The sequence below is a fragment of the Streptomyces sp. NPDC025833 genome (assembly GCF_055558055.1).
Window position 1 is genome coordinate 37021 of record NZ_JBVHNF010000005.1, and the last position, 21391, is coordinate 58411.

The window sequence follows — 21391 nt, forward strand, 5'->3', positions numbered from 1 at the left end:
CCTGTCGTTCGCTGTCGCCGGTCGTTCGTTCCGCCCGGGGGCCGCGCGGCGCGTCGGGGCCGTCCGCATCGGCGCCCCTGCCCTCCGGGGCTCCGGGCCGGGGCTGCCCGAAGGCGTCCGTCGAGCCGTCCTTCGGTGTGCGCCGCGCCGCCGACCGGGCCGCGCGCTTCCCCCGCCCCGCGCGTCGGGGCACGAGACCCGCGGGCCCGTCGACCGGGCCCCCCGACGACGCGCCCCTACCGCTCTGCCCGCGCCGCCTCCGGGTGCAGGTGGAGCCAGCCCTCCCAGGCCGAGGTGATCATGTCCTGTACGTCGTACTTGGCGTGCCAGCCCAGTTCCGCGGCGATGCGGGCGGCCGAGGCGACGACCCGCGCGGGGTCGCCGGGGCGGCGCGGGGTGACCGTCGGGGGCCGGTCGTAACCGGTGACCGCGTTGATGCGGTCGATCATCTCGCGGACGGAGACGCCCTCGCCCCGGCCGATGTTGAGGGTCAGGTCGGTGCCGGGGGCGGCGGCCAGGGCGCGGGCCACGGTCACGTGGGCCCCGGCCAGGTCGGCCACGTGGATGTAGTCACGGACGCAGGTGCCGTCGGGGGTCGGGTAGTCGTCGCCGAAGACGCGCGGCGCCGCGCCCTCGGTGAGCCGCTCCAGAACCATCGGGACCAGGTTGTGCACGCCGGTGTCGGCCAGTTCGGGGGCGGCCGCGCCCGCCACGTTGAAGTAGCGCAGCGACGCCGTGGCGAGACCGGTCGCACGGCCCGCGGCCCGGACGAGCCACTCGCCGGCCAGCTTGGTCTCGCCGTACGGGGACAGCGGGCGGCAGGGGGTCTCCTCCGTCACCAGGTCGACGTCGGGCATGCCGTAGACGGCCGCGGAGGAGGAGAAGACGAACGAGGCGATCTCCGCCCGCGTCACCGCCTCCAGGAGGACGCGCAGGCCCTCCACGTTCTCCCGGTAGTAGCGCAGCGGCTGCTCCACCGACTCGCCCACCTGCTTCTTCGCCGCCAGGTGAACGACCCCGGTGATGCCGTGCCCGGTGATCGTGCGGGTCAGCAGGTCCTGGTCCAGGACCGAGCCGCGCACCAGCGGCACCCCGGCCGGGACCCGCTCGGCGACGCCCGTGGACAGGTCGTCGTAGACGACCGCGGCCTCGCCCGCCTCGGTCATCGCCCGTACGACGTGCGCCCCGATGTATCCGGCGCCGCCGGTGATCAGCCAGGTCATGGCCGTCTCCTCGTCAGCTCGTGGGGCGGTTCCGCCCGTGTGGCCCCCGCCGGAGCCGGGGCCTGGTCCGTGGCAGCCGTGCCGGTGCGGCGGGCGGCCGGCTCAGCGCAGCAGGCGGCGCAGCCGCCCCCGGGCCACCGCCAGCACCCCGCTCAGGCCGGTCGCCACGCGCAGGGCCAGCGCCCCGGAGTGCGTGGCGTACGGCTGGACCAGGAGCACGCCGTGCACCACGCTCGGGACGGCGCGCCGGCGCAGCCGCCCGGCGCCCGTGAGGGCGTGCGCCGTCAGCTCGCGCCGCGAGCCGTCCGCGAAGCGGAGCGACAGCCGCAGGTCCCAGGTGCCCGAGCCGAGCCCCGTGAGGTCGACCGGCACCTGCGCGGACCAGGTGTGCGCGGGGGCGCCGGGGGTGAGCGCCACCGTCGCGCGGCCCCGGTCGCGACCGCCCTCGCGCGCCCGCCACACCACGTCCACCTCGCGCGGGTCCGCCTCGGCCACCTTCCCGTACAGCTCGTGCAGCGTGAGGCGCAGCAGCGAGGCCCGCGCGCCCGGGCGCAGCTCCGCGTCCACCGCGAGCGGCAGCGTGGTGACGGGCCGGGCCAGCAGCGGGGCCAGCGAGACCCCGGGCAGGTCGGCGGCCCACACCGGGTCGCCCTCGGGCGTCCGGGCGTAGGGCGGCAGCAGGCGGGCCGGGCGGGCGGCGAGCTCGCGCACGCGGGGCAGGTCGCGGGGCTCGGGTGAGGCCAGCACCAGCCGCGCGAGCACGCGCCCGGCGGCGGCGGGGTCCAGCTCCCAGTCGGCCGCGTCGTAGCGCCCGAGGTACTCGCGGGTGCGCGACCACCACGCGCGCCGGTAGTCCGCGTCGCGCAGCCCCAGCTCGCGCGCGTACATGCGCACGTCGTGATCGAGGAACTTGGCCCGGGCCGCCCGCGCCAGGTCCTTCTGGCCGGCGCCCAGCAGGATGTCGTACGCCAGCGCGCTCGCCTCGACGCGCGCCGCCCAGTTGGCGACGCGCCCCCGGTCCAGCGAGAGCGACAGCCGCTCGGCCGTCCGGCGGACCTGCCACACGTACACCCGGTCCGGTACGAGCGCCACGCGCGGGCTCGCGGCCAGCACGCGCGCGGTGAAGACGAAGTCCTCGTAGATGTAGCGGCCCTCGGGGAAGCGGATGCCGTGCTCCCGCAGGAAGCCTGCGCGGTACAGCTTGTTGACGCACAGCGTGTCGTGGACCAGCCGGGGGCGCTCGGCGGGGCGCGCGAGGACGGTGCGCTCCGTGTAGAGGGGCTCCTGCCAGGGCGTCTCGTGTCCCGAGGGCAGCTCCCGGCGCACGCACAGGCCGCCGGCGACCTCGGCGCCCGCCTCCGTCGCCGCCGCCAGCAGCGCGTCCACCGCACCGGCGGGCAGCACGTCGTCGCTGTCCAGGAACATCACGTACGGCGCCGTCGCCTCGTCGATCCCGGTGTTGCGGGGACTGCCGCAGCCGCCGCTGTTCACGGTCCGGCGCACCACGCGCAGCCGGGGCTCGCCGGCGGCCAGCCGGGCGAGCAGCCGGTCACTGCCGTCCGTGGAGCAGTCGTCCACGGCGATCACCTCGGCCACCGCGGGGCCCTGGGCCAGCGCCGAGCGGACGGCGTCGGCCACGTGCGCGCGGTCGTTGTAGCCGATCACGACGACGGCAACACGTGGGTCCGGCTCCCGTGCCGAGGCCGGGGCCGGAAGTGGGTCTCGCTGTTCTGTGTGCATGGAGTCCACGGGCCGGGAGTGTAGAAATGTTTTGTAATACCCCGTTAAGAGACGCTTAGTGCTCTGTCAGGTAGACGGTTGGAATCGGGCCGCGGTTCCGCCGGACGTGCGTACTTCTCGGCCGGAGGTCGCGCGGCCCGCCACAGCCGTCGGAACGACAATACGGCGGCGGCCGTCAGCAGCCCGTTGCGGGCCAGCATCAGCAGGCAGCCGGTCCAGGTGCCGTCGAGCACCTCACGGTAGGACACCGGGTAGACCACCGTGCTCAGCGCGGCCGCCGCGAGCACCAGCAGCGCCACCGGCCGCTGGCCGGTGTGCCGCGAGGTCAGGCACACGGCGGCCAGTCCGATCAGCCAGACCATGTACTGCGGGCTGATCACCCGGCTGGTGACCGTGAAGAGCAGCACCGCGCAGAGCGCCGCGTCGTGGGGCGTGGCCTCGCTCCAGCACCGCGCCCGCAGCCGCCACAGCACCAGCAGCCCGAAGGAGAGCGCCGTCAGCGCCAGGGACGCGGTGGCGACGGCGGACACGTGCGGGCCGACCAGCTCCATCGCGCCGTAGCGGTAGCGGACCCGGCCGGGCCAGCCGGCGTGCCGGGCGAGGTTGAGCGCCGTGCCGCCGAGCGACTCGATCTGCACCCCGCGCCCGCCCTGCTCCCGCAGGAAGGAGAACGGGTGGGCGAGACAGGACGCGAACAGCGCGAGGCAGACGGCCGCGGTCCCGGCCGCCCACGCCCACGCCTCGCGGGTCGGCCGCCCCCGGGGCGTGCCCAGCAGCACCAGCGCCGGCCACACCTTCACCAGCGCGCCCAGCGCCCCGAACAGCCCGCCCACGCGCGCGGAACGCGCCGAGACCAGGAGGGACAGCACGGCCAGGGCGGTGACCTGGACGTCGTACCGGGCGAGCGGGAGGTGCAGCAGCAGCGGCAGGCCGCCGGTCCACACGGCCGCGCCGAGCAGGCTGCGCCCGGGCCGGCGGCCGGCCCGGACGAGCGCGGCCGCGGTCAGCGCGTCCGCGGCGAGCGTGAGCAGCACGAACGCCTCGAAGTACGTGAGGCCCGGCAGCAGCCCCGGCGCCAGCAGGACGGCGCCCGCGCCCGGCGGGTACTGCCACAGCGTGTCGTGGACCGGGAAGGAGCCGTCCGCGAGCACCCCGTACCAGCGGTGGTACAGCCGCCACACCTCCCGCGTCACCGCGCCCCCGCCCAGCAGCGGATCGGCGCTGCGGGTGACGAGCCACAGCATCAGGGCGCGGGTGGCGAGCCACAGGGCGGTGAGGGTGAGGACCGGGCCGGGGGTGACACGGAGGCGGTTCATCACATGGGAGCGTAAGCGGTACTGATGGTGTATTCATGCTGATACGCCGTCAATCACTCCACATATTGGCTAATCGCAAGAGATCGGGCCATGGTGAACGTCGGGCTTCCTGTGAATCGCCAGTCGCGCCGGGCGGCTGGAGCGACCACCGGCGTTCCGGCCGGTGCGACGAGCCGCCCACCGTGCCGGACACCGGGGTGCGGCCGGGAGCGGCTGTGCCGGGCCGCCGCCGCGGGCGTGCCCGCGCTGGTGATGCTGGTGCTCGGGCTCTGGGGGCTGGACCGGGGCGGCATGTGGCGCGACGAGGCGGTCAGCTTCCAGGTGGGGCAGCGCACGGTGCCGCAGATCTGGCGGCTGCTGCACGACGTGGACGCCGTGCACGGCCTGTACTACCTGCTGGTGCACGCCGTCCTCGCGGTGCACTCCGGCGAGGTCGCGCTCCGGCTGCCCTCGGTGTGCGCGGCGGCCGGCACGGCGGCGCTGGTGGCCGCCCTCGGCGCCCGGCTGCTCCGGCCGCGCGCCGGCCTGTGGGCCGGGCTGCTCTACGCCGTCTCGCCGATGGCCGGGCACTACGCCCAGGAGGGCCGCTCCTACGCCCTCGTCGCGGCCGGCGCCACCGCGGCGACGCTGCTGTTCGTGCGGGCCGTGCGCACCGGCCGCTGGTGGCCGTACGGCGCCCTGCTCGGCCTCACCTGCTGGCTGCACGAGTTCGCGGTGCTGCTGCTCGTCGCCCACGCGGCGTCGCTGGCGCTGGCCCGGGCGGGCGCGCGGGTATGGCGCGGCTGGGGGTGCGCGGCGGCGGCGGTCGTCCTCGCGCTGCTGCCGATGGTGCTGGTCTCGCACGGGCAGGCGGCCCAGCTCGCGTGGCTGCGGGAGCCCACCGCGCAGACGGCGCGCGGCCTGCTGCGGGGGTTCCTCGGCCCGACGGACGGGGTCTACGCGGTGTGCCTCGCCCTGGCGCTCACGGGCCTGGCGGGACTGGTGGGGCGCCGGGGGGAGCTGACCTGCGCCGGGGTGGCGCTGCCGCTGGCGGTGCTGCCGCCGGCGGCCCTGATGCTGGCGTCCCAGCTTTCCCCGCTGTACGTCGACCGGTACGTGCTCTACGCGCTGTCGGGGGCGCCGCTGCTGGTGGCCGCGGGGGCCGAGCGGTCGGTGGGGGCGCTGGGGCGCCTGCGCCCCGCGCGTGCGCCGGGGCGGGAGCCCGCCGACGTCCCCTGGTGCGGCGGTGGCGGCCTGCCGAAACGTCACCCCGCGCCGCGGCGGGCCGCCGTCGCGCTCGCCGGTGCCCTCGCCGTCGCGCTGCCGCTCTCGTACCAGTTCCCCCTGCTGCGGGCGGACCGGGACCCCGGCCGGCGGCCCGACGACCTCGCCGCCGTCTCCCGGGCGGCCGCGCGCGAGACGGGCCCCGGCGACGCCGTCCTGTTCGTACCGGGGCCGCTGCGGAACGTGGCGCTCACCTACCCCCGGGCGTTCCGCGGCACCCGGGACGTGGCGCTGGCGGCGGGGGCGGCGCGGTCCGGCACGCTGTACGGGCGGGAGACCGGCGTACCCGAGCTGCGCCGCAGAATGGCGCGGCTGGAGCGGGTGTGGGTGGTCGGGGAACGGCGGCTGCTCGCCGCGCCCCGGGCGCCGCGCAACCCCGTGGAGCGCGCGAAACTCGCCGTCCTGTGGCAGCAGTTCGCCCGCCGCGAGGAGTCGGTGTGGGGCGGCGTGACCGTGCGGCTCTACGTCCGCCCGGTCAGTGCCCGCCCCCGGCCTCCGTCCGCGCCGCCGCGTCCAGGGCGGTCGTGAGCCGGTCGAGCCGGGCGCGCAGCTCGCCGAGCTCCGCCGGGTCGAAGCCGGTCGCCGACATGATCCGGCGCGGTACCTCCAGCGCCCGCCCGCGCAGCTCCGCGCCCTGCCCGGTGAGGTGGACCCGGACCGACCGCTCGTCCTCGGCGCTGCGCTCGCGCCGCACCAGACCGGCCGACTCCAGCCGCTTGACCAGCGGGGAGAGCGTCCCGGAGTCGAGCCGCAGCCGCTCGCCGAGCGCCTTGACCGGCAGGTCGCCGTCCTCCCACAGCACCAGCATCACCAGGTACTGCGGATAGGTGAGCCCCAGTTCCCTGAGCAGCACGCGGTAGACGCCGTTGAAGGCGCGGGACGCGGCGTGCAGCGAGAAGCAGATCTGGCGGTCCAGCCGGAGCCAGTCGGCACCGGCATCCGGGGTGCTGGAGGGCGGGGGCGAGGCGGTCATGCCCCCAGGGTAGTACGGGGGGCCATTCAGTTGTGCACAACTTAGTTGTGTGCTCTACTTTTGATCGTGCGGCGGGCAGGACAGGGCCCGCCGGGACACCCGACTTCCGCAAGGGATGGTCTTCATGGACGCGCTCTACACCGCCGTCGCCACCGCGACCCACGGCCGCGAGGGCCGTGCCGTCTCCTCCGACGGCCGGATCGATCTCAAGCTGGCCCCGCCGGCGGAGCTGGGCGGCAACGGCGACGGCGCCAACCCGGAGCAGCTCTTCGCCGCCGGCTACGCCGCCTGCTTCGGCGGCGCCCTCGGCCTGGTCGGGCGCAGGGCCGGGGTCGACGTCACCGACGCGGCCGTGACCGCCGAGGTGGGCATCGGCAAGCAGGGCGAGGGCTTCGGGCTGAAGGTCACCCTGCGCGTGGAGCTGCCCGACACCGTGGACGAGGCGGCCGGCCGCGAGCTGGTCGAGGCCGCCCACCAGGTCTGCCCGTACTCCAACGCCACCCGCGGCAACATCGAGGTCGACCTCGTCGTCGAGTAGCCCGGGGACGAGCGGTGCGCGGGGGACGGGCCCGTCCCCCGCGCACCGTCACGCCGACGTCAGCGCGTCCGGCGCCGACGCCTGACCCGGGACGCGGGCCGCCGGCCAGGGCATCGGCTCGCCCAGCAGCAGGGTCCGCACGACCCGCTCGGCCGCCCGCCCGTCGTCGAACTCGCAGAACCGCTCCCGGAAGGCGGCACGCAGCCGTGCCGACTCCCCGTCCCGCCACGCGCCCGAGGCGAACAGCCGGGCCAGCTCCGGGTACGAGCGCGTCACATGGCCCGGCGGCTCGGCGGTGACGTCGAGATAGGCTCCCCGGCTCGCCGTGAACGCGGGCCAGTCGTCGGCGTGCACCACGACCGGCCGGTCGAGGTTGGCGTAGTCGAACATCACCGACGAGTAGTCGGTGACCAGCACGTCCGCGGCGAGCAGCACGTCCGCGGTCCGCGGCTCGTCGGTCCCGTCCACCACGATCCCGCGCCGGGCCAGCTCCGCCAGGCCCATGCCCCGCGCGGGACCGGCGGCCAGCGACGGGTGCAGCCGCACCACCAGCGTGCGCCCCTCGCCGAGGTCGCCGGCGAACCGGGCCAGGTCGATCCGGTCCACGTGCCCGCTCCTGCGGTAGTCCCGGCGGGTCGGCGCGTACAGCACGACCGTGTGGTCCGCCGGGATGCCGTGCCGCTCCCGGAAGTCGCTCACGCCCCCGTTCACCAGCACGTCGTTGCGCGGGCTGCCGGTGCGCACCGAGGTGAAGTGGCAGGGGTAGGCCCGCTCCCAGACCAGCTCGGAGTGCCGGTTGGCGACCAGGCTGAAGTCCCAGCGGTCGGCTCGGCGCAGCATCTGCGGCACGTCGAAGCCGAGCCGGGCCCCCGGCTTGTCCAGCAGGTCGGCGCCCAGGTACTTCAGCGGGGTGCCCTGGTGGGTGTGGACGTGCACACTGCCGGGCCGCTTGGCCAGCGCGCCGGGCCAGTTGACGTCGTTGACGAAGAACTTCGCGCGCGCGGTGACCTCCAGGTAGCGCCGGGAACCGACGAGCACGTGCTCCACCCCGGGCGGCAGCAGCGCGGCCGTCTCCGCGTCCCGCACCGCCCACACCCCGCGCAGCCGCGGCGCGACCTCGCGGGCCGCCGCGTACACGGCCGCCGGATCGCCCAGCACACCCCGGTGCGAGGACGCCGAGTACACCACCAGCTCCTCGTCCAGCGGGCGCCGCGCGTGCAGCCCCGCCCAGCCGGTGCGGGCCCGCGCGGCGGCGGCCCGGCGCAGCCGCTCCGTCCGGCGGGCCGCCTCCCGCCCGGCCCGCGCCGTCCCGCGCCGCAGCCGGTAGGCCGTCCAGGAGCCCGTCAGCACCGCGGTCCCGCCGTCCGCCGCGGCGCCCGGGGGCCGGTGCCGGCGGAACATCTCCGCCGTGCGCCGGAAGAACTCGGCCTTGTCGGCGGGCGGCAGCCGGTCCGGCTTGGCGAGGATGTCCAGGCAGTGCTCGCCCATCTTGCGGTGCAGGTACGGCCGCCAGCCGGCCAGCTCGGGCCGCTCGGCCACGAAGGCGAAGACCCGCTCGTACTGGTCGTGGACGTCGAAGTGCTTGCGGCTCGTGGTGGACAGGATGTTGCCCTGCCGCCGCTGCCGGTAGTTCAGGCAGATCCGGTCCAGGGCGGCGATCCGGCGGGCGCTGAGCATCACCGGGAAGGTCCAGGGGGTGTCCTCGTAGTAGCCCGGCGGGAACGCGAAACCGTGCTCCGCGACGAACTCCCGCCGGTACACCTTGTTCCAGACGACCATCAGCAGGTCCAGGATCCGCGGGTACTCCGACGCGCTGAACGTGCCCTCGCGCGCGAGCACGTCCGCGAGCACGTTGCGCCGGGTGCCGCCCCACCAGTACGTGCGCGCGTAGTCGAAGACGAGCACGTCCGGGTCGTCGGCCTCCGCGAGCCGGTCGGCGACGGCCCGCAGCGCGCCCGGGGTGAGGGTGTCGTCGCTGTCCAGGAAGAACAGGTAGTCGCCGGTGGCCTCGGGCAGGCCCGCGTTGCGCGCCCGGCCGAGGCCCACGTTCTCCGGCAGGTGCAGCACCTTCACGCGCGGGTCGCGGGCGGCGTACTCGTCCAGGATCGCGCCGCAGCCGTCCGGGGAGCGGTCGTCCACGGCGATCAGCTCGAAGTCGCCGAAGGACTGCCCGAGCACCGAGTCCAGGCACTCGCGCAGGAAGGCCTGCACCTTGAAGCAGGGCACGATCAGACTGAAGCGGGGCACGGCGGGTCAGCTCCTCACGAGGGTCGCGGCGGCGGGGGCGGGGATGCGCTCCGCGAGCGGGATCACGGGCGGGATCGCCTCCGGCGGTTCGCCGAGCAGCACCCGCCGCACCACCCGCTCGGCGGCCCGCCCGTCGTCGAACTGGCAGAACCGCTCCCGGAACGCGGCCCGCAGCGCGGCGGACCCCGGCCCCGCCCAGGAGCCGTCGCGGAAGACGGCGGCCAGCTCCTCGGGGGTCCGGGCGACCGGGCCGGGCGGCTCGGCCGGCAGGTCGAAGTAGACGCCCCGGGTCTCCCGGTAGACCTCCCAGTCGTCGGCGTACACGACGATCGGCCGGTCGAGGTTGGCGTAGTCGAACATGATGGACGAGTAGTCGGTGACCAGCGCGTCCGCGGCCAGGCACACGTCCTCGGCGGAGCGGTGCGCGGTCACGTCGATGATCCGGCCCGAGTCCAGGGAGCGGCCCCGGTCGTAGAAGTAGTGGGCGCGCAGCAGCACGACGACGTCCTCGCCGGCCGCCGCGCAGAACGCCTCCAGGTCCAGGCCGGACTCGAAACCGGTGTGGTGGTCGCGGTGGGTCGGCGCGTACAGCACGGCCGTCCTGCCCTCGGGGACGCCCAGTTCGCGCCGGATCCGGGCCACGTCGCGGGCGGTCGCCGTGTAGTACACGTCGTTGCGCGGATAGCCGTACTCCAGGTGCTCGTAGGAGCCGGGGAAGGCGCGCTCCCACATCTGCGTGGAGTGGCGGTTGGCGGAGAGGTTGAAGTCCCAGCGGTCGACCCGGCCCAGCAGCCTGGTGAAACTGCCCGACTGCGCCGCCACCACCGGGTACGTCGACTGGTCCACGCCCATCGTCTTCAGCGGGGTGCCGTGCTGGGTCTGCAGGTGCACGCTGCCGGGCCGCTTGACGACGCCCTCCGCGAAGTTCGCGTTGTTGATCAGGTACTTGGCGCGGGACAGCACCTCCCAGTAGCGGCGGGAGCCGATCACCGCGTACTCGACGTCCCGCGGCACGGTGTGCTCCCGGCCCGCCTCGACGAGGAACACCGAGCGGATGTGCGGGGCCAGTTCGCGGGCCCTGGCGTGGATCGCGGCCGGGTTGCAGGCGTAACCGCGGCCCCAGTAGGCGCAGTACACGGCGAGGTGCGCGTCGAGCGGGCGGCGCAGGTCGCGGGCGTACCGCAGCCGGGTGCGCAGCATGCGCGGCCGGGGCAGCCGCCGCACCGCGCCGTCGGCCGCCCGGTTGACGCCCCGCAGGGAGCGGAAGGCGGTGTACGCGCCCGCCGCCAGCAGCCGGTGCTGCGCGCCCAGGCTGCCGCCCGGCATCCGGTGCCCGGCCGGCCGGTGCCTGCGGTACAGGCGCGCCGCGCGGCGGAAGAACGCCCGGTGCCCGGCGGCCAGCCGCTCCGGGCGCGACGCCGTCCGCAGCACCACGGCGAACAGCTCGTCGAACAGCGGGCCGGTCCGCTCGGCCGGCAGCTCCCGCTCGGCCGCCCGGGTCAGCACCCGCTCCACCTGGTCCAGCAGATCGTGTTGGTGCGGCCCGGGCAGGTGGAGCCGGCTGCCCTGGCGGCGCGGCCGGTGCCGTACGACGGCCCGGCGCAGCACCCCGATCCGCCCGGCGGCGACACCGGCCAGCCCGCCCCAGCTGAGGTCGGTGAAGTGGCCCTCCGGGAAGACGAGTTCGTGCTCGGCGGTGAAGGCGCGGCGGTAGGCGGCGCTCCACACCGGCAGCCGGACGCCGGTCAGCGCGGGCAGCTCGGCGGGGGCGAAGGCCCCCTGCGGCGCCCTCGCGAGCAGCGGCCCGGCCGGGTTCGACGGCTCGCCCTCCCACCAGGGGACGCGCTCGTACTCGGCGTACAGCACGTCCACGCCGGCGAGCTCCGACAGCCGGGCGTCCAGCGCGGCCAGCGCGCCCGGCAGCAGCAGGTCGTCGCCGTCCAGGAAGAGCAGGTAGGCGCCGGTCGCCGCCCGCATCCCGGCGTTGCGCGCCCCGCTCAGACCGGCGGCCGGCGGGGAGTGGACCGGGGTCACCCGGGAGTCCCGCTCCGCGTACCCGGCGGCCACCGCGGCGGCCGGGGCGTCGGGGGCGTCGCAGACCGGGATCAGCTGGAGGTCGCCGAAGGACTGGCCGAGGACCGAGTCCAGCGCCTGGGACAGCCGGCCGGCGACCCCGTGGGAGGGGACGATGATGCTGAAGCGGGGCATGTGGTTCTCTCTGTCGTCGTGCGGACGCGGCCGGGCCGCCCCGCCGGACGCCAGGTGGACGGCCGGCTCGGGGTGGGCCGCGTCGAGCCGAGGGGCATGGGAACTCCCGGAGGGACCAACGGCGTTCAGCGGCTCTCGGTGACGGGAAGGGGGCCGGAAGGTTGCGGCACGGTGGCCCGCGGGGCGGGTGCGGGCGGCGGGGCGGGGACGCGGGCCGCCGGCGCGGGGCTGCGGTCCGCGAGCGGCACCACCGGCGGCGGCTGCGTCTCGCCCAGCACCACCCGCCGCACCACCCGCTCCGCGGCGCGCCCGTCGTCCCACGGGCAGAACCGCTCCCGGAACGCCGCCCGCAGGCGCGCCGCGCGCGCGTCGTGCCAGCGCCCGCCGGTGAAGACGTCGATCACCTCGTCCTCGCTGTGCGCCACCGCGCCCGGCGGGAAGGCCCGCAGGTCGAAGTAGGCGCCGCGGGCCGCCTCGAACACCGCCCAGTCCCCGGTGTGCACCACGATCGGCCGGTCCAGGCCCGCGTAGTCGAACAGGACGGGCGCGTAGTCGGTGAGCAGCGCGTCCGAGGCGAGACATGCTGCGGCCGCGTCCGGGTGGCCGGAGACGTCGATGATCCGGGTGTCCCGCGCGGGCGCGTGGGCGCGGGCCAGGATCACGAAGCGCGGGCCCAGGCGGCTTGCGATCCGCTCCAGGTCGAGCGGCGGGAGCTGGGTGCGCCGGTGGTCGCGGTGCGCGGGCGCGTACAGCACCGCGACCGTGCCCTCCGGGACGCCCAGCGAGGCCCGCAGCCGGGCCACGTCGGCCGCGGTCGCCCGCTGGAGGACGTCGTTGCGGGGTAGCCCGTACTCCAGCGTGGTGTAGCGGCCCGGGTGGGCCCGCTCCCAGGTCAGGGTGGTGTGCCGGTTGCCGGACAGGACGTAGTCCCACCGGTCGGCGTCCCGCAGCAGCTCCGCGAAGTCCGTGTCCCGGGCCACCGCCGGGCGCTCCTGGAGGTCGAGACCCGTGTGCCCCAGCGGCGTGCCCTCCGGGGTCCGCACGAAGACCTGGCCCGGCCGCTTGCGGATCCCGCCCCCGGGGCCGGTGTCGCCGACCAGGTAGCGGGAGCGGGCCAGCGCCGACCAGTACGCGGCCGTGCCGGGCCGCAGCGGGCGCGGCCCCCGCGGCGCCGCCCGCTCCTGCCCGGGCCGGACGACCCACGCCGTGGCCACGTGCGGGGCGTGCGCCCGGAACGCCTCCTCCAGCGCGGCCGGATCACCGAGCCCCTCCCGCGCGGTGAACACCGCCCGGTCCGCGCGCAGCGGCAGCCAGGACTGGACCGCGTAGTGCAGCCGCAGGGCGCCGGCGCGCAGGGCGCGGGACAGCCCCGCCGCGCCCTTCCGGGTGCGCCGGCGCAGGGCCGAGGCCACCCGCAGCACCCGGAATGTGCGGTGCAGCCCGAAGCGGACGAGGAGGTGCCGCGGCCCGAGGCGCACCCCCGGCACCCGGTGGCGGCGGCAGCGGGCGCGGGCCCGGCGCAGGAACTCGCCGTGGCTGCCGCGCGGGAGCCGGCCCCGCCGGGTGAACACCACCGCGTAGTGGTCGACCATCCGCCGGTACAGCTCCGGCCGCCAGCGGTCCAGCCCGGGCCGCCCGTCGACGTACGCGAACACCCGGTCGTACTGGTCGAACAGGTCGAAGTGCTTGCGGCTGGTGGTGCCGAGGATGCTGCCCTGCCGCCGCTGCCGGTAGTGCACGCACACCCGGTCCAGGGTGGCGATCGACCCGGCGGTCATCAGCACCGGGAAGGTCCAGGGGGTGTCCTCGTAGTAGCCCGGCGGGAAGGCGAACCCGTGGGCCCGTACGAAGTCGCGCCGGTACGCCTTGTTCCAGGCGACCATCAGCACCCGCAGCAGTCCGGGCCGGTCCTGGAGCCGGAACGGCGCCGGACCCTCCTCGGTGAGCTGGCCGGCGAGCCGGTTGCGGACCTCGCGGCCGTCCCAGTGGGTGCGCGCGTAGTCGAAGACCAGGACGTCCGGGTCGCCGGTCGCGGCCAGCCGCTCGGCGACGGAGCGCAGCGCGTGCGGGGTGAGCGTGTCGTCGCCGTCCAGGAAGAGCAGGTAGTCGCCCGCCGCCTCCGCCATGCCCGCGTTCCGGGCCCGGCCGAGGCCCTGGTTCTCGGGCAGGTGCACGGCCCTCACCCGCGGGTCCCGGGCCGCGTACTCGTCGATGACCGCGCCGCAGGCGTCGGGCGAGCGGTCGTCCACGGCGATCAGTTCCAGGTCGCCGTACGACTGCGAGAGCACCGAGTCCAGGCACTGGGGGAGATACGCCTGGACCTCGTACGCGGGGACAATGACACTGAACCTCGGCAAGGGACATCCATGGGTCGGTCGGCGCGGGCGTTCTGCCCGGCAACGCCCGGTGGAGTGAGTTGGTTACGGCCCGTACGGCATTCGGGCTACCCGGCGCCGGCACGACGAGGGGGCGGGCCGTTTCCGGCCCGCCCCCGAACCACCTGTGTCGCATTGTTACTTGACGGCTCCCGCCATCACACCGGACACGAACTGCCGCTGGAACGCGAAGAACACGGCCAGCGGGATCACCATGGAGATGAACGCCCCGGGTGCCAGGACGTCGATGTTGTTGCCGAACTGCCGTACCTGCGTCTGGAGTGCGACGGTGACCGGCTGCGTGCCCGACTTGGTGAACACCAGGGCGACCAGCATGTCGTTCCACACCCACAGGAACTGGAAGATGCCGAGCGAGGCGATCGCCGGACCGCCCAGCGGCATCACGACCCGTGCGAACACGCGCAGTTCGCCCGCGCCGTCCAGCCGGGCGGCCTCCAGCAATTCCCGCGGGATCTCCGCGAAGAAGTTCCGCAGCAGGAACACCGCGAACGGCAGGCCGAAGCCGGTGTGGAACAGGACCACCCCGAGGATCGAGCCGAAAAGCCCGATCCTGCCGAACAGTTCGGCGATCGGGATCAGCGCCACCTGCACCGGCACCACCAGCAGGCCGACGACGCCCAGGAACCACCAGTCCCGGCCCGGGAACTCCATCCACGCGAACGCGTACGCGGCCAGCGACCCGACCACCACGACGAGGAGGGTCGCCGGGACCGTGATCAGCACGGTGTTCAGCAGCGAGCCGGTGATGTCCGGGTTCTCCAGCAGCTTGCGGTAGCTGTCCACGGTGAGCTGGGACGGCTCGGAGAACACCGTCCACCAGCCGCTCGCGCTCATGTCCTCCGGCGCGCGCAGCGAGGAGACGAGCAGGCCGATGGTCGGGACCAGCCAGAACAGGCCGACGACGATCAGCACCACGCGGACCAGTCCGCCGCCGAGCTTCCCGGCGATCCGGGTCCCGACCGGCTCCCTGGCCCGGACCGCCCCGGCCGGCTCGGTCCTGCGGATGCCTCCGGCGGTCGCCGTCATCGCCGCACCTCCCGCCGCAGCCGGCGAATGTTGAAGGCCATCACGGGGATGACCAGCAGCAGCAGGAACACCGAGATCGCGCTCGCGACGCCCGGCCGGCCCTCCGCGAAGCCCTTGCGGTACAGCTCCAGCGCCAGCACGTTCGCGTCGTCCTGGGACGAGCCCGGCGCGATGATGAACACCAGGTCGAACACCTTCAGCACGTTGATCATCAGGGTCACGACGACGACCGCCAGCACCGGGGCCAGCAGCGGCACGGTGACCTTGCGGAACACCTGCCACTCGGTGGCGCCGTCCACCCGCGCCGCCTCCAGCAGTTCCCGGGGCACGCCCGCGAGGCCGGCCGCGATCAGCACCATCGCGAAGCCCGCCCACATCCACACGTACGCCCCGATGATCGACGGGGTGACCAGCGACGGGCCGAGCCACTCGACCCCGTTGTACGGCTCCCGGAAGTTGGCCGCGGGCAGCCTGAGCCGGGCCCCGTCCGCCGCCGCGGGCAGCGTGAACGTGCCGTCCGCGGCCGCCTTCGCCGAGGCGACGACCTTGCCGTCCTTCACCGCCTCGATCCGCATCCCGGCGTAGCCGACCTCGCCCGGATCGGGCGCGCCGAGCCTGCCGACGCCCTTGCCGCGGGTGAAGTCCTGCCAGGTGGTGCCGGTGACCTCGGCGGCCTCCGGCCGGGCGGCGGCGGCCTCGCCCACCCCGTCCGGGAGCTGGTCCGGGGCGACCCCGACCAGCGGCAGGGCGACCGGCCGGCCCGCGCGCACGGCGTCCTTGGTGACGAAGCCGCCGTCCTCGGCCACCAGCGGCGACCGGCGGCCCGGGTGGGCCTTCGGGAACGCCGACGACTGCGTGAACGTGTCGTGCACGCCGACCCAGACGGCGTTCGCCACCCCCTTGTCCGGGTCCTGGTCGTACACCAGCCGGAAGATGATCCCGGCGGCCAGCATCGAGATCGCCATCGGCATGAAGACGACCAGCTTGAACGCCGTTCCCCAGCGCACCCGTTCGGTCAGCACGGCGAAGACCAGGCCGAGCGCGGTGGCGACCGTGGGGGCGAACACCACCCAGATGACGTTGTTCTTCAGGGCGGTGCGGATGCTGTCGTCGGTGAAGAGGGTCCGGTAGTTGTCCACTCCTACGAAGGAGTCGCCGGAGGCGTCGTAGAGACTGCGGACCACCGAGTACCCGATCGGGTAGACCACGAGCGCGCCGAGCAGCACCAGGGCGGGCAGCAGGAACAGCGCTGCCACCGCCTTGCGGGTGCCGGTCACGCTTCTGCGACCGCGGGGTGCGGCGGGGCCCGGTGGGGCCCCGGCCGCCGCTGCCGACGCCATGGCCGGATCAGCTCCCGTTCCCGTAGGCCGCCGCCGCGTCCTTCTCCAGCTTCGCCTGGGCGCCCGCGACGTCCTTCGGGTTCTTCAGGAAGTCCTGGAGGTCCTTCCACTCGCCCTTGCCGGGCGTTCCGCCGAAGGCCTGCGGCGCCTGGTCGGACATGTCGAAGCGGAAGTCGTCGCCGGCCGCGATCAGCGCCTTGGCGATCTTCTGCTGCACCGCGTTCGGGTACGCCGAGACCGGCACGTTCTTGTTCGGGGAGAGGTAACCGCCGAGCTTCGCCTGGATGGTGGCCGCGTCCGGCGAGGCGAGGAACGTGATCAGGGCCTGCGCCGCCTTGGAGTCCTTCAGGATCACGGCCGCGTCACCGCCGGAGACCACCGGCGCGTCCGAGCCGACGGCCGGGAACGGGAACACCTTCGCGTCCGTGCCCACCTTCGCCTTGGTCTCACCGATGTTCACCTGCACGAAGTCGCCCTCGTAGACCATCGCCGACTTCGGCTGGTCGCCACCGGTGAAGGTCTGGGTGACCGACTGCGGGAACTCCGTCTGCAGCGCGCCGTTCTGGCCCCCCGCGAGGTAGTCCTTCTTGCCCCAGACGTCGGCGAGGGTGGTCAGCGCCTGCTTCACCGTCGGATCGGTCCACTTGATCTTGTGCTGGGCGAGCTGGTCGTACTTCTCCGGGCCGGCCTGGGAGAGGTAGATGTTCTCGAACCAGTCGGTCAGCGGCCAGCCGTCCGCGCCGGCCACCGAGAACGGCGTGACCCCGGAGTCGTACACCGCCTGCGAGGCGGTCAGCAGGTCCTTCCAGGTCTTCGGCTCCTGGGCGCCCGCGTTCTCGAAGACCTCGGCGTTGTACCAGATCAGCGACTTGTTGGCGGCCTTGTAGTAGACGCCGTACTGCTTGCCGTCGACCTTGCCGATGTCCTGCCAGCCCTGCGAGTAGTTCTTCGCCAGCTCCTTCCGGCCCTCCGCCCCGACCGGCTTGGCCCAGCCCTTCTGCACGGCCTGCTTGATCGCGCCGGGCTGCGGCAGCAGCGCGACGTCCGGCGGCTGGCCGCCCGCGACCTTGGAACCCAGGAAGTTGATGATCGGGTCCTGCGCGGGCACGAAGGTGACCTTCGCTCCGGTGCGCTTCTCGAACTCGGCGAGGACCTTCTTGAAGTTGGCCTGCTCGCCGCCGGTCCAGACGGCGGCCACCTCCAGATGGGCGCCGTCCAGTTTCGGCAGGGCGACGGTGGGCGCGGTGGCCCCGCCGCTCGCCTGGTTGTCATCCTTCTCGTCGTCGTCGCCGCCGGAGCAGGCGGTCAGCGCGAGGGCTCCCGCGAGCAGGGCGGCGGCGGTGCCGGCGGCCCTGCGGGTGCGGAACGTGTCGCTCTTGCTGCGCATCACTTCCCCGTTCGTCGTTCTCCGTTGAACGTCGTTGAACGTCAAGAACTCTGTCCAGTGCGGTCCGGTCTACGCCGGGCCGCTCCGGGCGGGCAAGAGCGCCTGCGGTGCCGACGGGCGCATCGTGACCGGCTCGTGACCGGGGTCGTATGCGCGCGGGTTCCCGGCGGCCGTGGGAAGGGGGATCACTCAGAGGAGGGACGGCACCTCCGCCGCCGCCACCTGACGCGCGGCCCGCTCCACCGCGCTCGCCAGCAGGGCCAGGTCGGTCGGCCCGTTGCCCAGTTCCCGCACGGGCCGGCGGGCCGGCGGGTCGCCCATGCGCTGCCAGTCCAGCGGCACGACCGTCGGCCGCTGGGTCGCGGTGCGCGGTATGCGCCCGGTCACCCGGCCGCCCTGGAAGGCCACGGACCAGCCGTCCGCGTGCGCCAGCCGCCCCCGGCCCGGCGCCGGCTGCTCCGGTCCGGGCTGCGGGGCGTCCAGCACGACCCGCAGGGCCGCCCGGCGGGCCGGCTCCGACTCCGCCGTACGGCCGCCGGTCCCGGCCGCCGCCACCAGGTGCACCCCGAGCCGCTCACCCTCCCGGGCCACCGCCTCCAGCGCCCGTATCACCGACCCGGCGGCGGGCCGGCCCGGCGAGCCCAGCGCGGGGGAGACCAGCGCGTCCAGATCGTCGACGACCACCACCAGCCGGGGCAGCGGCGGAGCCGTCACGGCCTGCTGCCGGGCCGCCGCGCCCGGCCGCAGCCGCAGGGTGGAACTGGGCGGCGCCTCTATGTCCCCTGTAGAGGCGGACGCGACCGGGGTGGACGCGCGCCGGGCCACCAGCCGGCCGGACACCTCCCGGCCCGCGTGCCACCCGGCGAAGTCCGCCCGGCCCAGCAGTTCCGCCCGGCGCTTCAGCTCGGCGGCCAGCGACTGGGCGAACTCCCGCATCCGCACCGGGTCGTTGGCGATCAGATGCGTCGTCACGTGCGGTATGTCCGTGCACACGCGCAGGCCCTCGCCGCGCCCGGCGCCGGCCCCCACCCCGTCCCGGCCGTCGAGCAGCACCACGGCCAGCCGGTCCGGCCGCTCGGCGGCGGCCAGCGAGGCGACCACGGCCCGCAGCAGCTCGGTCCGGCCGCTCCCGGCGGGCCCCTCGATCAGCAGGTGCGGCCCGTCGGCCACGAGGTCGGCGGTGACCGGACCGCGCGGCCCGGCCCCGAGCACCGCCCGGGCCCGCCCGCCCAGCGCCTCCGCGTCGTCGGCGGCGTCCGCCCAGCGCGCCATCAGCGACGCCGGGGTGGCCCGGGCCAGCCCCAGCTCGTCCAGCAGCCGCGCCGACCGCGGCAGCGGGACGGACACGCGCGCCTGCGGCTCGCCGGCCGGGCCGTCCGGGCGCAGCGGGGCCAGGGCCCGCGCGAACCGCTCGGCCCAGGCGGCGGAGACGGCGTCGACGGCGGCCTGCGTGCCGGGGCCGGCCGGGCCGCCCGGCGCCACCCGCAGCAACTTCAGTCCGGCGGCGACGTCCCCGCTGAGCAGGGCCACCGCACCGCAGTGCCGGAACGTCGGCGTCACCGCGCACGCGGCCTCGTACGTCCGCGCCACGGGCGAGGCGGGCGAGGCGGGCTCGGTCTCGGCGAGGCACAGCACGTGGATCCCGGCCCGCGGCCCGGCCGCGGCCAGCCGCGCGAGGGCGTCCCGCAGCGCCGAGCCGCCCGGATCACCGTCCACGACGACGACGGTGTACGGCCCCGGGAACCCGCCGGCCCCGGCCGCGGGGACGTCCTCCCTGGCCCAGGAGGGACGGCGCGCGGCCCCCTCGCCGTCGGACCACGGGCCGGCCGGGGCGCCCGGGGGCGCGGGGCGCGGTCCGTGCGCCGGGGCACCGGACGGCGCGGGGCGGCCGGCGCCCTGCGGCGGGACACCGGGCGCCGGGGCGTACGGCGCGGTACGGGTCCCGGCGTCCGCCGCCGGGTCCGTGCCGCGGGCCGCGGCGGGGTGGGCCGTCGTCCGGCCGGTCGCCGCGTGGTCCTCCAGCCGGCGCAGCAGCTCCTCCGTGCGGGCCGCCGCCTGTTCCCGGTCGTAGGCCAGCAGCAGGCGGCAGTCCTGGCCGTGCCCCGGCCGGACGTGCGGGAGCCAGCCCAGCCACGCCCACTCGGCCGTGCGCTGCGCCACCGGCCGCGTGTGGTCCGCGCTGATCAGCACGATCTCCAGCAGGTCGGGGGAGTGCAGCGCGGCGAGCTGGGCCAGCACCGCGCGGGCCAGCCCGGACAGCCGCGGGCGCGGACCGGCCAGGCCGAGCCCGCCCGCCTCGCGCAGGGCCGCGGTCACCGGCACCGCCGGTAGCAGGCCCGAGCCGTCCGGCGCGCTTCGGTCGGCCGTGCCGAGCCGCACGGTCAGCGCCTCGGGGTGGCCCGGCCCGCGCTCCCACAGCCGGGGTCCGGGGCCCAGCGCGGCCAGCAGCACGGCGGCCGGATCCGGCCAGGTATCCGGCTGCCCCGGGGCCTGCGCCACGGGGGCGCCGTCGCCGTGGGCGGCCGGGCCGCCGTCCGGCGCCGCAGCGGCCGGCTGCTCACCGCGCCCCCCGGCCAGCCGGCGCGCCCAGGCCCCGAGCCCGCGGCGCCGGGCGCCCTGGGGGCCGCCCTGCGGAGTGCCGGCGTCCGCGGGGCCGGCGTCCCACGGGAGGTCCGTCCCCCTGACCGGGGTGCCCATCCGGCCGTCCGCCCGCGCGTCCTCGTTGCCCGGCGCACCGGCGTACGCGCCGCCCACGCCGAGGCGCCCGGCGTGCGTGTCCTGGTCGGAGCGCGCGCCGCGGTGCTCCACGCCCGGCGCCCCGGGCTGCCCCGGGACCACGGGCGACAGCCCCCGCCGGTGCTCCCGCGCACCCGCGCCGAAGGCGCCCGGGCCGTCGGCGCCGTGGATGTCGTGGGTGTGCTGTCCGGGGTCGCCGGCCGCGGACGGCCGCGGCGGGACGGCGTCCGCGTCCGCCGGACCGCCGCCCACGGCGACCCGCACGCACCCCTCGCCGTCCGGCTGCGTCCGGATCCGCGTCCCGGGCCCGCCGGACCGCGTCACCCGCAGGCCGGACTCGCCGATCCTCAGCAGCGCGCCGGCCGGGAACCGCACGGGCCGGTCGGTCACGCGCGTGCCGTCCAGCAGGGTGCCGTTCGTGGAGCCGAGGTCGGCGACCGAGACGCGGCCGTCTGCGCCGACGGTGACCGCGCAGTGCAGCCGGGAGACGTCGGGGTCGTCCAGCGGGACGTCGGCGTCGGCGGAGCGGCCGACGGTGATCCGGCCGCCGTGCAGCAGGTGGACCCCGCCCGCGTCCGGGCCCGCGACCACGTGCAGCCGGGTCGGGGCGCCGTCCGGTTCGGGGTGCGGTTCCGGGGCCTCCGGAGCGCCCAGGAAGAGCGTGGCGCCGTCGACCAGCGGGGGCTCGCCCAGGGTGCACCGGCGCGGATCGAGCCGCTCGGAACCCGCGTACAGCACCACGGAGGCGCCGCCGGCCTCCCGGCCCGCGCCGGTCTCGCCGGTGACCGCCCCGGCCAGCGCCGCCGCGACCGCGGCCAGCTCCGTGCCCGCGGGCGCCGTGACCAGCACGTCGCGGCACGCGGCGCGGCCCCGCTGCGGGGTCGGGCCGAGCGGGTCTACGACGGTCAGCCGGATCTGCATCGGCGTCAGCGGTCCCTTCTGCGCGGGGCTGCGCGGGCGCGGACTTCCCCCCACCCCGCACGAGCACGTCGGCCACC

General features: G+C 75.9%; 13 protein-coding genes. 2 read left to right on the top strand and 11 right to left on the bottom strand.

Annotated elements, in window-relative coordinates; genetic code table 11:
- Positions 1–236: 236 nt before the first annotated feature.
- The 3 genes from galE to ACZ4K2_RS09670 form a co-directional block, all read right to left on the bottom strand.
- Positions 237–1223: a UDP-glucose 4-epimerase GalE gene (galE, locus tag ACZ4K2_RS09660; RefSeq protein WP_467471312.1), complete on the bottom strand. Its 987-nt coding sequence runs from the start codon at positions 1221–1223 to the stop codon at positions 237–239.
- Between the two features lie 102 nt (positions 1224–1325).
- Complete coding sequence (locus ACZ4K2_RS09665; protein WP_467472038.1) at positions 1326–2963, bottom strand: glycosyltransferase; 1638 nt, start codon at positions 2961–2963, stop codon at positions 1326–1328.
- Between the two features lie 44 nt (positions 2964–3007).
- On the bottom strand, positions 3008–4279 hold the full coding sequence (locus tag ACZ4K2_RS09670) for a glycosyltransferase 87 family protein (RefSeq protein ID WP_467471314.1): 1272 nt from the start codon (positions 4277–4279) through the stop codon (positions 3008–3010).
- 237 nt (positions 4280–4516) lie between these two features.
- Between ACZ4K2_RS09670 and ACZ4K2_RS09675 the strand changes: the two genes are divergently transcribed.
- Positions 4517–6070 (top strand): glycosyltransferase family 39 protein, encoded by a 1554-nt coding sequence (locus tag ACZ4K2_RS09675; protein ID WP_467471316.1) that lies wholly within the window; start codon positions 4517–4519, stop codon positions 6068–6070.
- Here the strand turns inward: ACZ4K2_RS09675 and ACZ4K2_RS09680 are convergent.
- A complete protein-coding gene (locus tag ACZ4K2_RS09680) occupies positions 6018–6515 on the bottom strand; it encodes a MarR family winged helix-turn-helix transcriptional regulator (RefSeq protein ID WP_467471318.1) in 498 nt (165 codons plus the stop codon). The genes ACZ4K2_RS09675 and ACZ4K2_RS09680 overlap by 53 nt on opposite strands.
- A 124-nt stretch (positions 6516–6639) precedes the next feature.
- Here ACZ4K2_RS09680 and ACZ4K2_RS09685 point away from each other — a divergent pair, with 124 nt between their 5' ends.
- Positions 6640–7053 carry an organic hydroperoxide resistance protein gene (locus tag ACZ4K2_RS09685; protein WP_467471320.1) on the top strand — a complete coding sequence of 138 codons (414 nt, stop codon included), beginning with the start codon at positions 6640–6642 and terminating at the stop codon, positions 7051–7053.
- Positions 7054–7101: 48 nt separating this feature from the next.
- Here ACZ4K2_RS09685 and ACZ4K2_RS09690 read toward each other — a convergent pair whose 3' ends face one another.
- The 7 genes from ACZ4K2_RS09690 to ACZ4K2_RS09720 form a co-directional block, all read right to left on the bottom strand.
- Positions 7102–9300 carry a bifunctional glycosyltransferase/CDP-glycerol:glycerophosphate glycerophosphotransferase gene (locus ACZ4K2_RS09690; protein WP_467471322.1) on the bottom strand — a complete coding sequence of 733 codons (2199 nt, stop codon included), beginning with the start codon at positions 9298–9300 and terminating at the stop codon, positions 7102–7104.
- Positions 9301–9306: 6 nt separating this feature from the next.
- Positions 9307–11508 (bottom strand): bifunctional glycosyltransferase/CDP-glycerol:glycerophosphate glycerophosphotransferase, encoded by a 2202-nt coding sequence (locus tag ACZ4K2_RS09695; RefSeq protein WP_467471323.1) that lies wholly within the window; start codon positions 11506–11508, stop codon positions 9307–9309.
- Positions 11509–11633: 125 nt separating this feature from the next.
- The gene (locus ACZ4K2_RS09700; protein WP_467471324.1) at positions 11634–13865 is read right to left on the bottom strand and encodes a bifunctional glycosyltransferase/CDP-glycerol:glycerophosphate glycerophosphotransferase; all 2232 of its coding nucleotides are present in this window, start codon (positions 13863–13865) and stop codon (positions 11634–11636) included.
- A 156-nt stretch (positions 13866–14021) separates the two neighbouring features.
- Positions 14022–14930, bottom strand: a complete 909-nt coding sequence (locus ACZ4K2_RS09705; protein WP_467471326.1) for a carbohydrate ABC transporter permease — start codon at positions 14928–14930, stop codon at positions 14022–14024.
- Entirely contained in the window at positions 14927–16270 is a 1344-nt protein-coding gene (locus ACZ4K2_RS09710; RefSeq protein WP_467471327.1) for a carbohydrate ABC transporter permease, read from the bottom strand. Before ACZ4K2_RS09710 ends, ACZ4K2_RS09705 begins: the two co-directional genes overlap by 4 nt.
- A gap of 7 nt (positions 16271–16277) precedes the next feature.
- Positions 16278–17657, bottom strand: a complete 1380-nt coding sequence (locus ACZ4K2_RS09715; protein WP_467471329.1) for an ABC transporter substrate-binding protein — start codon at positions 17655–17657, stop codon at positions 16278–16280.
- 189 nt (positions 17658–17846) lie between these two features.
- Positions 17847–21314 (bottom strand): FtsK/SpoIIIE domain-containing protein, encoded by a 3468-nt coding sequence (locus ACZ4K2_RS09720; protein WP_467471331.1) that lies wholly within the window; start codon positions 21312–21314, stop codon positions 17847–17849.
- Positions 21315–21391: the final 77 nt, after the last annotated feature.